The 12,769-nt window shown below is 59.3% G+C and carries 12 protein-coding genes; 3 read left to right on the top strand and 9 right to left on the bottom strand.

Annotated features, from left to right (window positions below; all coding sequences use genetic code 11):
- Nucleotides 1-116: 116 nt before the first annotated feature.
- Nucleotides 117-314: a DUF3073 domain-containing protein gene (locus CAURIC_RS02265; RefSeq protein WP_035114430.1), complete on the top strand. Its 198-nt coding sequence runs from the start codon at nt 117-119 to the stop codon at nt 312-314.
- Nucleotides 315-552: 238 nt separating this feature from the next.
- Here CAURIC_RS02265 and purM read toward each other — a convergent pair whose 3' ends face one another.
- The 3 genes from purM to CAURIC_RS02250 form a co-directional block, all read right to left on the bottom strand.
- Nucleotides 553-1,623 (bottom strand): phosphoribosylformylglycinamidine cyclo-ligase, encoded by a 1,071-nt coding sequence (gene purM, locus CAURIC_RS02260; protein WP_290183198.1) that lies wholly within the window; start codon nt 1,621-1,623, stop codon nt 553-555.
- A gap of 66 nt (nt 1,624-1,689) precedes the next feature.
- On the bottom strand, nt 1,690-3,291 hold the full coding sequence (gene purF, locus CAURIC_RS02255; protein ID WP_412766413.1) for an amidophosphoribosyltransferase: 1,602 nt from the start codon (nt 3,289-3,291) through the stop codon (nt 1,690-1,692).
- A gap of 39 nt (nt 3,292-3,330) precedes the next feature.
- On the bottom strand, nt 3,331-3,717 hold the full coding sequence (locus tag CAURIC_RS02250; protein WP_052095028.1) for a sterol carrier family protein: 387 nt from the start codon (nt 3,715-3,717) through the stop codon (nt 3,331-3,333).
- A gap of 93 nt (nt 3,718-3,810) precedes the next feature.
- Between CAURIC_RS02250 and CAURIC_RS02245 the strand changes: the two genes are divergently transcribed.
- Nucleotides 3,811-4,836 carry an acyl-CoA thioesterase gene (locus CAURIC_RS02245; protein ID WP_052095029.1) on the top strand — a complete coding sequence of 342 codons (1,026 nt, stop codon included), beginning with the start codon at nt 3,811-3,813 and terminating at the stop codon, nt 4,834-4,836.
- Here CAURIC_RS02245 and purL read toward each other — a convergent pair.
- From purL to CAURIC_RS02220, 5 genes are all read right to left on the bottom strand, one after another.
- A complete protein-coding gene (gene purL / locus CAURIC_RS02240; RefSeq protein ID WP_035114436.1) occupies nt 4,826-7,258 on the bottom strand; it encodes a phosphoribosylformylglycinamidine synthase subunit PurL in 2,433 nt (810 codons plus the stop codon). The two genes, CAURIC_RS02245 and purL, sit on opposite strands and share 11 nt — an antisense overlap.
- A gap of 15 nt (nt 7,259-7,273) precedes the next feature.
- Entirely contained in the window at nt 7,274-7,939 is a 666-nt protein-coding gene (purQ, locus tag CAURIC_RS02235) for a phosphoribosylformylglycinamidine synthase subunit PurQ (protein WP_035114439.1), read from the bottom strand.
- The gene (purS, locus tag CAURIC_RS02230) at nt 7,936-8,193 is read right to left on the bottom strand and encodes a phosphoribosylformylglycinamidine synthase subunit PurS (RefSeq protein WP_035114441.1); all 258 of its coding nucleotides are present in this window, start codon (nt 8,191-8,193) and stop codon (nt 7,936-7,938) included. Before purS ends, purQ begins: the two co-directional genes overlap by 4 nt.
- Nucleotides 8,194-8,332: 139 nt before the next feature.
- Nucleotides 8,333-9,073 (bottom strand): polysaccharide deacetylase family protein, encoded by a 741-nt coding sequence (locus CAURIC_RS02225; RefSeq protein ID WP_035114444.1) that lies wholly within the window; start codon nt 9,071-9,073, stop codon nt 8,333-8,335.
- A 215-nt stretch (nt 9,074-9,288) separates the two neighbouring features.
- On the bottom strand, nt 9,289-11,424 hold the full coding sequence (locus CAURIC_RS02220) for a S9 family peptidase (protein WP_035114447.1): 2,136 nt from the start codon (nt 11,422-11,424) through the stop codon (nt 9,289-9,291).
- Here CAURIC_RS02220 and CAURIC_RS02215 point away from each other — a divergent pair.
- Entirely contained in the window at nt 11,423-11,569 is a 147-nt protein-coding gene (locus tag CAURIC_RS02215; RefSeq protein ID WP_172644059.1) for a hypothetical protein, read from the top strand. The two genes, CAURIC_RS02220 and CAURIC_RS02215, sit on opposite strands and share 2 nt — an antisense overlap.
- A gap of 108 nt (nt 11,570-11,677) precedes the next feature.
- Here CAURIC_RS02215 and CAURIC_RS02210 read toward each other — a convergent pair whose 3' ends face one another.
- The gene (locus CAURIC_RS02210) at nt 11,678-12,571 is read right to left on the bottom strand and encodes a phosphoribosylaminoimidazolesuccinocarboxamide synthase (protein WP_035114665.1); all 894 of its coding nucleotides are present in this window, start codon (nt 12,569-12,571) and stop codon (nt 11,678-11,680) included.
- Between the last annotated feature and the right edge of the window lie 198 nt (nt 12,572-12,769).

Raw genomic sequence — 12,769 nt, 5'->3', positions numbered from 1 at the left:
TTTGCGGAAAAATATTTGCGCACCCGCTATGGTGTAGGACAGGAAGAAACTTTAAACGTAAAAGCAGGGTGGCCGAACTCCTGAGTCGCCCGAGGACACCGCAAGGGGGTCAGGCCATGGGTCGCGGCCGTGCCAAGGCTAAGCAAGCCAAGGTTGCTCGTCAGTTGAAGTACAACACTCCAGAGATGGATCTGGAGCGTCTGCAGAGGGAACTTTCGGGTTCTTCCTCCAACGACGATGATCGCTACTCGTCTTATGACGACGACGAATGGGATGAATGGAACGACGAAGACAATCACTCTTCGTCTCGCTGAGTTCATCCCCCCACGCTTGCAAGCACCAGTTTTCATTAAAAACGACTAACCCCACTGCCTGTTAGTTCTAAACACGGAAGTGGGGTTAGTCGTTTTGGGTTCCAGTGACGCGCATCTGCTGTACTTCAATACCTTTGTGACCGAGTGGTAGGCATTCCGCGCCCACAGAAAAGCTCCGCGGGCCCGTCGTAGCACGGGCCCGCGAGTGTGAAACCACCCGGGTGCACAAGGAACACGTTTAGGCGCGTGGGTGTTCCCCGCGTAAAACGGCGCCGGATGCAGTGTCACCACTAGCGGAAACCTCGCCTAGCTTCCATGCGTCGAGGTGGCGAGCAGTCAGCATCGCGAGGGCGCGTTCAGCATCTTCCTCACTGACCACAGCGACCATGCCCACGCCCATGTTGAAGGTCTTCTCCATCTCAGACTGCTCCACGTTGCCCTCACGAGCAATGAGCTGGAAAATCGGACCCGGGGTCCACGTCGCACGATCCAACTCCGCTACCAGGCCTTCAGGGATAACGCGGGCCAGGTTCGCGGCCAGGCCGCCACCGGTGATGTGAGCAAACGTGTGCACCTCGCACTCAGCTGCCAGATCCAAGCAGGTCTTAGCGTAAATACGGGTTGGCTCCAGCATTTCTTCGCCCAGCGTGCGACCGAGTTCCTCGATATGACCATCGAGTGGCAGACCTGCCGTTTCCAGCAGCACGTGGCGAGCCAACGAGTAGCCGTTGGAATGCAGACCCGAGGATGCCATGGCGATGACAACATCGCCGGGACGAACCATGTCGGGACCAAGCACCTTGGCCTCTTCGACAACACCGACGGAAGTCGCGGACACGTCGTACTCGCCCGGCTTCATCACGCCGGGGTGCTCCGCGGTCTCGCCGCCCAGAAGAGCACATCCAGCTTCTTCGCAGCCCTCCGCGATGCCCTTCACGATGCTGGCGACGTGCTCTGGTACAACCTTGCCAATAGCAATGTAATCCTGGAGGAACAATGGCTCCGCTCCACAGACCACGAGGTCATCAACGCACATAGCCACCAGGTCCCGGCCGATGGTGTCATGCTTATCCATCGCTTGGGCCACAGCCAACTTGGTGCCCACACCATCCGAGGAAGCCGCCAGCAACGGTTTCTCGTACTCACCTAGGGCGAAAAGGCCAGCGAAGCCGCCTAGGCCACCTCGCACCTCCGGACGCGTAGCTTTCTTAGCCAAAGGGGCGAAAAGCTCGACGGCGCGGTCTCCCGCTTCAATATCGACGCCGGCGGCGGCGTAAGAGGCACCGTTGGTCTGCTGCTGATCGGTCATGAAAGTCCTTGATTGTTAAATGGAATGGGCTCATGCCTAGTGAGGCCCGGTTTCTACAGCTCTAGGTTATCGGACGAACTCATCCAATTCGTCCGCTGTACCGCACGCGGAGGGGTTCATCCCGTGTTCCACCTGCATACTGCGAACAAGTGCGGAATTTGGGTTGTCGTTGGGCAAGCCCAACGGGTAAACACCGTCGAAACATGCGGAACACAGCTGCGTTTTGGGCTGTCCCGATGCCTCGATCATTGCTTCGTTCGACACGAAGGCGAGGGAATCCGCACCGATTTCATCGCAGATTCGGGCAACCGGATCATCCTGCTGCACCGTATTCGCGATGAGCTCCTGCGGAGAGGCGAAGTCGATTCCGTAAAAGCACGGCCACTTCACTGGTGGTGAGGCAATGCGCACATGCACCTCCGCCGCTCCCGCATCGCGCAGCATCTTGATCAGCGCGCGCTGAGTGTTTCCGCGGACAATGGAATCATCCACCACGATCAACCGCTTGCCCTCGATCACCGAGCGCAGCGGGTTGAGCTTTAGTCGGATACCCAACTGACGGATGGACTGCGAAGGTTGAATGAAGGTACGACCCACATAGGCGTTCTTCATCAGGCCCTGGCCGAACGGAATACCAGATTCCTGGGCATAACCCACCGCGGCTGGGGTTCCGGAATCCGGAACGGGGATCACCAAATCACCCTCGGCCGGAGCTTCCTTCGCCAGAGAACGACCGATTCCCACACGGGTGGCATTGACCACCTGACCGCGGATCACGGAATCGGGGCGGGCCAGATAGACGTATTCGAATACACAACCCTTCGGCTGCGCCTTCGCAATGATCCGGGAACGCAGACCGTTTTCATCAACGACGATCATTTCCCCGGGTTCCACGTCCCGCTCAAAGGCCGCACCCACGATGTCCAGCGCAGCGGTTTCACTGGCGATAACCCAGCCACCGTTGGGCAGGCGCCCGATCGACAGTGGGCGCACACCGTGGGGATCGCGCACGGCATACAGCGCCGAACCATCCGTAAACAGAGTGCAAAACGCGCCTCGGACGCGCGAGAAAAGCTCCACCGCGGATTCCTCGACACTGTGATCATCGCGGACTGCTGCGGCCAGCAGGGCACACATGACATCGGAATCGGACGGGTGAGTCTTGGGATCAACCAACCCCAACCGCGCAGCTTCCAAGGTCAACTCTTGGTGGTTAACCAGGTTGCCGTTGTGCCCCAAGGCTACGTCGGTCCCATTGGGGGCCATCCGGAACATGGGCTGGGCGTTCTCCCAGCTAGCGCCACCCGCGGTCGAATAGCGGGTGTGCCCCAAGCCGATATGCCCCTTGAGGGACTCAAGCGATTGCTCGTCGAAGACTTGGCTGACAAGACCCAGGTCTTTGAAAACGACGATCTGATCACCATTGCCCACAGCGATACCTGCGGCTTCTTGCCCGCGGTGCTGGAGCGCATAAAGGCCGTAGTAAGAGAGTTTGGATACGTCTTCCCCAGGAGCCCAGACTCCGAATACACCGCATTCCTCGCGAGGTTCGGTCTCCCCCAGGGTGTCGTAGGGCCCGCATGCGGTGCCTCGCGTGTGGGCGCTGGTTCCGTTGCTTTGGCTCAGTTCGTTTGCCACTTCCCCAACGTTACCCGCCACCGGCGCAATTCCCAAAGAGGTAGCGGCTGACCTCTCGCGTTGAATCGCTCAAGGAAACCGCAGCAGCGGAAGGTGCTCCTCGATCTCACCGGCGCGAGTCCCGGAGCGCTCGGCGTCGGATAGAGAAAAACCCACTTCCCCCACCACAAGGCGCAACCATTCCAACGGCGAACACTGCACCACATTGGGTGGGGTACCGCGACGATGGTCCGGGCCAGCCACACATTGGACGGCGGCGAAAGGAGGTACACGAACCTCAACACTGTTGCCTGGTGCAAGGTCGGCCAGCAAAGCAGTGGTCAACCGGACCGCCTCTGCTTGGGGTTGACGGCCGGGAGCAGGGATCCCCTGGGGATTGCGCACCCAATCGAGCACCTCCGCAACTGCCGTGCGCGCAGCAGCGGAGAGTTCGGGACCAGACAATGTTCGCTTCATGCCCACCAATGCTACTCGAGGCGTTAGGATAAAATTTTGGACGTATTGGGGAAAATACGCGCGACCACGTTGAAAGAGGAGAACGAGACCACTATGGCCGAGCACGAAACCAGCTCCACTACCGACGATGCCACGAACCGCTCGCCGGAGGTCACCCTACGGTTTCTCGCGGCACCCACCGATGTGCTGATGGCAGGTTCCATGGGCGTCCACGGCGGCCGCGTGCTGGAGTGGATCGACAAGGCGGCTTATGCCTGTGCCGTCGGTTGGGCGCAGTCCTACTGCGTTACGGCTTATGTGGGCCACATTCACTTCAACCGCCCCATTCCCTCCGGACACATGGTGGAAGTGCGCAGCCGAATCGCCTACACCGGCCGATCGTCGATGCACATCGTCAACGAGGTGTTTTCCGCCGATCCGCGCGAGGGTATCTTCACCCGCGCGTGCGACTGCTTGGTGATTTTCGTGGCTATGGATGAAAACCGGAAGGCCAAGGCCGTCCCCAACTACGTGCCGAAAACGGATGAGGAAAAGCGCGTAGCCGAGGCCGCCCTGTCGCGCGTGCAGCTGCGCAAGGCCATCGAAGAGGAGATGCTGCGACAGACCTACACCGAGGATTCCACTGCACCCCAGCTCACGAACCGCTTCTTGGCTAAGCCCACGGACGTCAACTGGGGTGGCAACGTGCACGGTGGTACGGCCATGGAGTGGATTGATGAGGCCGCCACAGCCTGCACCATGCAGTGGTCGGGCGAGCGCACCGTGGCTGTGTACGCCGGTGGCATCCGCTTCTACCGCCCGGTCCACATTGGCGACCTGGTTGAGGTCGATGCCCGCTTGATCCGCACGGATGCCCGCTCCATGTCCGTGATCGTGCACCTGCGCGCTGGCGACCCCCGCCACGGCAAGGACAACCTGCCCGTGGCCATCCACGCATCGTTTACCTACATCGCCATGGACATCGACGGCAATCCGCTCGCGGCCCGCAAGTTCGTCCCAGTCACAAACGAAGATAAGCGGCTCGAGCAGCACTCGCTGCGTTTGCGCGAGCTGCGCAGCGAGTTCGTGCCCAAGCCGCTAGTAAAGCCGCTTCGCGACGAGTACCGGATTACTCAATAACCGAGTTGTTTCCTGCCGCGTGGCTAAACAGCGCGGGCAGGGTGCTTTCCCAGGCACTGCGAATCTCGTCGAGGTTGTAGACCAGGGCCTGCGGTACATCAGTTGGTTTTTCTTCCGACGCCACCACGCCCTTGGCCAACACGATCACAGCTTGGTCCGCATCGTCCGTGGTACCGGTGCGTCCGATGTGAGCCGCAGCCAAGCCAGTGCGTTCCGCTTCCGCTACGACCTCGTCGCGCTTATCCCTCTCCACAACCAGCAGAATACGGGATGCGGTTTCGGAGAATAGTCCCACGAACAAATCTGCTGCGATCTGCTCGCTATCGCCGCTCTCCCCTTCACCCGCGGTAGGCGCCTCAAGGAACGCGGTGGGGTCAGCAATCAGGCCGAAATCGGATTGTACCGCCAGCTCGACCAATGCCTGGGACAAACCACCCTCGGACAAGTCCGAAGCGGCAACAACCTTGCCACGCAGGGAGCTCATAAGCTCTGCGAGCTTCTGCTCATCTGCCAAATCGACCTGTGGTGGCATGCCGGCTAGTGCGTTATCGTGCGCAACTTGCTGCCAGATCGAACCACCCAGTTCATCCTGGGTCTTCTTGCCGACCAAGACCAGATCAAAGTCCGTGCCCTGGGCTGCGGCTACCCGTGGAGTGACTTGCTGGGGGATGCGCGTGGAGGCGTCGTCAATAGTTCCCAGAACGGCGACCACTGGGGTCGGCAAGATAGGGGTAGTGCCCGTCTGGTTGTAGAAGGACACGTTGCCACCGGTGACTGGAGTGGTCAGCTCGGCGCAGCCGTCGGCCAAGCCACGAACAGCCTCACGGAACTGCCACATCACTGCGGGATCCTCCGGGGAGCCGAAATTCAGGCAGTTCGAAACGGCGACTGGGGTGGCGCCGGTAGCTGCGACGTTGCGGTGTGCCTCAGCCAGCGCCAACTGTGCACCCGTGCGAGGATCCAGCTTGGTGTAACGGCCGGAAGCATCCGTTGCAACGGCGATACCGCGGTTAGTTTCCTCATCAATGCGCAGCACACCTGCATCGGCATCCTTGGCGGACACGGTGTTGCCGCGGACGTAGCGGTCGTACTGCTCAGTGATGAATGCGCGGGAGCATAAAGCCGGGGAACTTGCCAGATCCAGCACCACCTGGCGCAGCTCCATCGCGGTGCGTGGGCGCTCCAGGTTTGGTTCTTGATTTAGCTGATCTTGGTCGGCAGGGCGCTCATAGGGCCGCTCGTACACCGGGCCTTCTTCAGCCATGGAGTGCGGTGGTGCGTCCACCACGATCTCGCCCTGGTGCTCGATCGTCAGACGGTTGTCCTGATCGGTGACGTAGCCGATATCGGAGGCCAGCACGTCCCAACGACGGCAGATCTCCATGAAAGCATCGACGTTTTCCGGTTTGACGACCGCCATCATGCGCTCCTGGGATTCGGAGCTGAGGATCTCGGCCGCGGTCATGCCCTCGGCACGCAGGTGCACGTTGTCGAGGTTGACGTGCATACCACCATCCCCCGCCGATGCCAGCTCGGAGGTAGCACACGACAGGCCCGCGCCACCCAGGTCCTGGATGCCCACGACAATGCCGGCGTTGTACAGGTCCAAGCAGCACTCGATGAGTACCTTCTCAGCAAATGGATCGCCCACCTGCACGGCCGGCAGCTTGCGCTCGGCGCCTTCTTCGAACGTGTCCGACGCCAAAACGGACACACCGCCGATGCCATCCAGGCCCGTGCGGGATCCAAACAGGATCACCCGGTTATCCGTGCCAGAGGCAAAAGCCAGCTTCAGATCATCGACCTTCAGGGTTCCCACACCCAGTGCGTTCACCAACGGGTTACCCGCGTAGGACTCGTCAAAGACGGTCTCGCCACCCAAGTTGGGCAGTCCCAAGGAGTTTCCGTATCCACCCACGCCAGCCACCACACCGGGCAGAACGCGCTGCGTATCCGGGGCATCGGCTGGACCGAAGCGGAGCTGGTCCATGACGGCAACTGGACGTGCGCCCATAGCCATAATGTCGCGAATGATACCGCCCACACCGGTGGCTGCACCCTGGTAGGGCTCCACGTAAGAAGGGTGGTTGTGGCTTTCCACCTTGAAGGTAACCGCGTGGCCATCGCCGATGTCGATCACACCGGCGTTTTCACCGATGCCCGCGAGCATCTTGGACTTCATCTCGTCCGTCGTGGTCTCACCGAAGTATCGCAGGTGCACCTTGGAGGACTTATACGAGCAGTGCTCCGACCACATGATGGAGTACATCGCCAGTTCGGCATCGGTGGGCCGGCGGCCGAGGATCTGCTTAATCCGTGCGTACTCGTCGTCTTTCAATCCCAGTTCGGCGTAGGGCTGCTCGAGATCCGGGTTTGCCTGTGCCGCAGCGACGGTATCGTTGTGAATCTTATTCTCAGTCATGTTTCGCGTCGGCTCCTAAGAAACGAGGGTGTGCAGAACGGACGTGAACAAACCCAGTCCGTCAGTTGATGGGCCGGTGAGTTCTTCTACAGCGTGTTCTGGGTGGGGCATGAGGCCAACGACACGACCGTTTTCGCTGCACACGCCGGCGATGGAATTACGGGATCCGTTGTGGTTCACGGCGTAGCGGAATACCACGCGGCCCTCGTCCTCCAACTTCTGGAGGGTTTCATCGTCAGCCTGGAAGCGGCCTTCACCGTGCTTCGTTGGCACGAGAATGCGGTCTGGCAGCCCCTGGGTCCACGGAGTGTTCTTGTTGTCCACCTCGAGATAAATATCGCGGCAAACAAAGTGCAGGCCCTCGTTGCGGGTCAAAGCGCCTGGCAGAAGCCCTGCTTCCTGCAGGATCTGAAAGCCGTTGCAGATACCCAGCACCGGCATTCCCCGCCCCGCGGATTCCACCACAGCTCGCATCGCCGGAGCGATGGATGCGATTGCCCCAGCGCGCAGGTAGTCGCCGTAGGAAAAACCACCGGGAACAACCACGGCGTCTACGTTCTTGAGATCCTCGTCCGCGTGCCACAACTCAACAGCCTCCGCGCCCGCCAGTCGCACCGCACGGGAGGCATCCACATCGTCGAGGGTGCCCGGGAAGGTGATCACGCCAATGCGTGCACTCACTTGGCAGCCTCCGCATCCTCGGTCTCGACAACGACGTCGTAGTCTTCGATCACGGTGTTCGCCAGCAGATCCCGAGCGATTCGCTCCAGGTCTTCCTCGCTGACATTTTCCTCCACATCCAGTTCGAAACGCTTGCCCTGACGGACATCGTTTACTCCACTGATTCCGATGCGGCCCAGGGCGCGGACCACTGCCTGCCCCTGAGGATCAAGAATTTCCTGTTTCGGCATAACGTTGACAACAACACGAGCCATGGTGATTTCGCTTCTCCCAGTTGTAAGGGTGGAATTTACTGCACCATCGTAACATTGACCCACCTCACCCAAATCCGGCGTTCACCTAGGGTGCCCCTTCGACGGATGGGGCGAGGGGCGTCGGTAATAAAAAAGCTTTTTAGGCGACGCCCACACGGCCAGCAGATGTGCTTTCGCGCGGGCGGGCGAAGGATTCATAAGTGGTGCCTGCGTAGCCTGCAGCGTGAAGGATGTGCAGGGCGCGCTCGAGATCCTTGAAGACAGAGTCCTTTGAGGCTTTGCCCGCGGACACGGAGATGCGGACGTCTTGCCCCTTGAGGGCCATGCGTTGGACGGTGCGCAACAAGTTGCGACGCCACCATTTGGCGGCACCGAAGCCTTCGCCGAAGGCGAGCACGCGAACCGGATGCGCAATGTCCTTGGCGAGGTCCCAGACGTAGTAAGCATCAGCTGCGATGCCGAAGCCCGCATTTCGCGCCGCCTCCATAGCACCGGCGGAAGCGCCCCACCGGGACGGAGCGAACACGTGCGGATGGATGCCCAACTGGTGGAGTTGCCGGCATGCACCGTTGATGCGGAGGGCCGATTCGTGGCGGCCAAGCTGGAAGAACTCTCCTTTTTCGACTCGTCCGGAGGAATGATACAGGGGGCCCAGACCACCCAGAAGGACTTCGTGGTGACGGGCAGCGGAATCCAGGATCAATTCGAGGGCTGTCGGGTCTTCACGGAGGCGCCAGTTGGGTCCGTTGACCGTCACCACCAAGCCCGCGCGATAACCGTATTCGCGTGCCATGTCACAGATCCGCTGGGCGGTAATGACATCGTCACTACCGATGGAACTAACGGTGAGCATGAGGCGGGGCTGGCGGTAGGCATTCATGCCTTAGAACCATGGCAGATATAGGTAAAGAGGGCGTTACAGCAAGGCTACTTTTTAGGAAAAATCACCTTTGCCACTTTGCACTCCATCAGCCCTTCGCTTGGCCATTTTCTATCCCGACAGCTATCAGGTTCACAGGGGAGCGAGAGCTTTTTGTGAAACCCCAGGGCGAATCCGATGCCGAATGGAGGGCTAGTTTCACCCGTTAACTTCTCCTAAGCAAGGCCCATGCGCTCAAGCTCCCACGCGGTCTCGAAAGCGATTTCCTTCCACTGCTCATAGCGGCCAGAAACACCACCGTGGCCGGAGGTCAGATCGATCTTCATGAGGGCATCAGCTCCGGCAACCTCGCGCAGCTTGGCTACCCACTTGGCGGGTTCGACATACAACACACGGGTATCGTTCAGACTGGTCACGGCCAAAATCGCCGGGTAATCAGTGTGCGGATCGATATTCTCGTAAGGGGCGTAACCAGCCATGTAGTCATAGACTTCTGGGTCATGGTACGGGTCACCCCACTCGTCCCATTCAGTGACGGTCAGGGGCAGTTCGGGCATGAGCATGGATGTCAGCGGATCCACAAAGGGCACAATGGCCTGCACTCCGCTAAAGCGATCTGGCGCCATGTTAGCAATCGCACCCATGAGCATGCCGCCGGCCGAACCGCCCTCGGCCACCATCGTCTGCGCGGTGGTCAAGCCCGTCTCGATGAGGTGATCAGCAACGTCGATGAAGTCCGTAAAAGTATTCATCTTCTTCAACTGCTTGCCGTTGTCGTACCATGAACGACCCATCTCACCGCCGCCACGCACATGGGCAATAGCGAAGATGCCACCCCGGTCGAGAAGCGGAAGACGTGCGGTGAGGAACGCTGGATCACGGGAGATTTCGTAGGATCCGTAACCGTAGAGCAGCACGGGGTTCGGACGATCGAGATCCAAGCCGGAACGGTAGATCAGCGATACCGGCACCTGTTCCCCATCGCGTGCCGTAACCCACATGCGGCGCGCCTCGTAGTCGCCTGGTGTGAACGGAGTGCCATCGGGCGCAGGTAGGACCACTTGCTCCTTTCGCAGGATTTTCTCGCCCGTTTCCAGATCCATCTCGAATACTCGCGTAGGACGCACGAAGCTGGATACAACTACGCGTAACACCGGGCTATCCCACTCCGAATTGCCTCCGACGACAGTGCTGACCAATTCCTCATTGAAGTTGATCTGCTGAAACTCACCGAATCCGTGGCGGATGTCCATAAGATAAGCGGTTTCCACAGCATCCTCGCGCAACTCCAGGACGAGGTAGTTCCGGAAAACCTCCACCCCTTCCACGCGGGCATCATCGCGGTGTGGGACAAGAGGGGATACTTCCGCGAGGGACTCGATCACACCCACCGGGTGATAGCCCAGTTCACTATTCACGCCATTGCGGTTGTGCACAACCATCCAGTAGTCACGACCATCGACGATCGCATGATCAACTCCATACTCCACGGAATCCTCGCGTGGCAGAATACAGGTCAGCTGCGCATCAGGGTCCTGCAAATCGAGGTACCAGCATTCGCTGGTGACCTTGGAGCTCGTGGATACCAACAGGTAGCGCTCGGATCGGGTGGTACCCACTCCGGTCCAGTAGCGCTCGTCTTCCTCACGAAAAATCAACTCATCGTCTTCTACCGGAGTGCCCAGCGTGTGCTTCCAGATTTCGTGCGGGCGCCAGGCCTCATCAACCCGCTGGTAGTAGACCGTATCGTTTCCCACCCATGTGGCGCCGTAGCTGATGTTGCTGATTTCTTCTGGCCAGTGCTCACCGGTCGTCAGGTCCTTAAACCGCATAGTGAAGCGTTCATCACCAGCGAGGTCCACGGAATAGGCGATCCTAGAGCCGTCGAGGGTCACGCTGGCAGCGCCTAAGCTGAAAAACTTGCTTCCTTCCGCCAATTGGTTGGCGTCGAGGAAAACTTGTTCATCTTCGGCGGGAACCCCTGGTTCGATAGCCGGCGGGGTCCAATCATTGATATCGCGGACGGGGATCCTGCACATAACCGGGTAATTCTTACCCTCTTCAGTACGCGAGAAGTACCACCACTGGCCGGATCGCACGGGGACCGACAGGTCGGTTTCTTGCACACGTGCTTTGATCTCCTCGAAGATGTCCTTCTTCAGGGCATCGAGATGCGCCGTGCGGTGGTTTGTCCACTCGTTCTCCGCTTGGAGGTGCGCCAGCAGCTCCTCCGATTCCTTATCGCGCATCCATTCGTAGTTATCAACGAATTCGCGCCCGTGAAACGTACGGGTCGTAGGTTGCTTCCGGGGCACCGGAGCGCTGATATGTGAGGAGTTCTCGATCGACATGGACCCCACTCTAACAGCGGGGTTCATGTCTGCAGTCGGTTCCGCGCGGTCTGATATGTGGCACGCCCTCATGCGCGGTTTGACCAGCGATATTCGCCTCGTCTTCACGTCCGTAAAGCGTGGCACGCCCTCATGCGGGGTTTGACTAGCGATATCCGCCTCGTCTTCACGTCCGTAAAGCGTGGCACGCCCTCATGCGGGGTTTGACCAGCCCACGTTTGCAAACACAGCTGGCTTTTAATGCAATGGCGGTTTACACGCAGCTACCGATCCAGTCGGCAAAACGCTTGCCCGAGATCTTTTCATAGGCCTCTACGTAACGCGCACGCGTGGCTTCGACGACGGAACCGGGCAGTGCTGGTGGAGGGGTTCCTTCCTTCTTGTCCCAGCCAGCTTTCGGCCCGGTGAGCCAATTGCGCACATACTGCTTATCGAACGAGGGCTGCACCCTGCCCTCTTCGTACTCATTCGCTGGCCAGTATCGGGAGGAGTCCGGGGTGAGAACCTCATCAGCCAACACCAACTGCCCATTCTCATCGAGGCCGAATTCAAACTTGGTATCCGCCAAAATCACTCCGCGCTCGTGTGCCATTCCCGCGGCCTTGGAGTAGATCGACAGGGTGGCGTCGCGAAGTTCCTTGGCCCTTTGTTCGCCGAGGGCCTCGACGACAACGTCGAAACTTACGTTTTCATCATGATCACCAACCTCAGCCTTCGTGGCAGGGGTAAAGATTGGCTCTGGCAACCGGGATGCCTCCGTGAGGCCTTCTGGGAGCTCGACGCCACACACCGATCCGGTTTCGTTGTATTCCTTAAGCCCAGAACCGGTGAGGTAGCCGCGAGCCACACACTCGAATGGCACCATGTCCAGCTTCTTACACACCATTGCCCGCCCCAGGACGGATGCGGGAATGCGCTCATCGTCCAACGGGCCAGCCAGGTGATTAGGGAAATCGATGTTGTCGAAGAAGAAGGCGCTCATCGCGGTAAGCACCCGCCCCTTATCTGGGATTTCCGTATCGAGGATGAAGTCGTAAGCACTGATCCGGTCGGAAACAACCATCAACAACGTGTCATCGTCAATTTCGTAGATCTCGCGGACCTTGCCTGCGGAGATGTGCTCGTAGTCGGAAAGTTCAGGACGCATGGTGAGAAAGTCTAGACCCGTATGAGTGCTTTTACTATTCCAAACGAGGTGGGTGGGGACCACCCACCTCGTTTGGTGCACAAACATCGCTATTCCTGCGCGGGGAGCATGCAAGGTAGTTAATAATTGCCCCCGAAACGTGTCCTAGGCAACATTTTCTTTTTCATTTTAATGACTACCACTCTTATCATCGTTCCA

The sequence above is a fragment of the Corynebacterium auriscanis genome (genome assembly GCF_030408435.1).
In the GTDB taxonomy this organism is placed as follows: domain Bacteria; phylum Actinomycetota; class Actinomycetes; order Mycobacteriales; family Mycobacteriaceae; genus Corynebacterium; species Corynebacterium auriscanis.
The sequence above is the reverse complement of the archived record's forward strand: the minus strand, read 5'-3'. Positions and strand labels throughout refer to the sequence as shown.

Excerpts from the sequence above, each read along its gene's own strand:
- CAURIC_RS02225 (WP_035114444.1), bottom strand. The coding sequence starts at position 9,073 with ATGAATGCCTACCGCCAGCCCCGCCTCATGCTCACCGTTAGTTCCATC.
- CAURIC_RS02265 (WP_035114430.1), top strand. The coding sequence starts at position 117 with ATGGGTCGCGGCCGTGCCAAGGCTAAGCAAGCCAAGGTTGCTCGTCAG.
- CAURIC_RS02210 (WP_035114665.1), bottom strand. The coding sequence starts at position 12,571 with ATGCGTCCTGAACTTTCCGACTACGAGCACATCTCCGCAGGCAAGGTC.
- purM (WP_290183198.1), bottom strand. The coding sequence starts at position 1,623 with ATGACCGATCAGCAGCAGACCAACGGTGCCTCTTACGCCGCCGCCGGC.
- purL (WP_035114436.1), bottom strand. The coding sequence starts at position 7,258 with ATGACTGAGAATAAGATTCACAACGATACCGTCGCTGCGGCACAGGCA.
- CAURIC_RS02220 (WP_035114447.1), bottom strand. The coding sequence starts at position 11,424 with ATGTCGATCGAGAACTCCTCACATATCAGCGCTCCGGTGCCCCGGAAG.
- CAURIC_RS02245 (WP_052095029.1), top strand. The coding sequence starts at position 3,811 with ATGGCCGAGCACGAAACCAGCTCCACTACCGACGATGCCACGAACCGC.
- CAURIC_RS02215 (WP_172644059.1), top strand. The coding sequence starts at position 11,423 with ATGGACCCCACTCTAACAGCGGGGTTCATGTCTGCAGTCGGTTCCGCG.
- purS (WP_035114441.1), bottom strand. The coding sequence starts at position 8,193 with ATGGCTCGTGTTGTTGTCAACGTTATGCCGAAACAGGAAATTCTTGAT.
- CAURIC_RS02250 (WP_052095028.1), bottom strand. The coding sequence starts at position 3,717 with ATGAAGCGAACATTGTCTGGTCCCGAACTCTCCGCTGCTGCGCGCACG.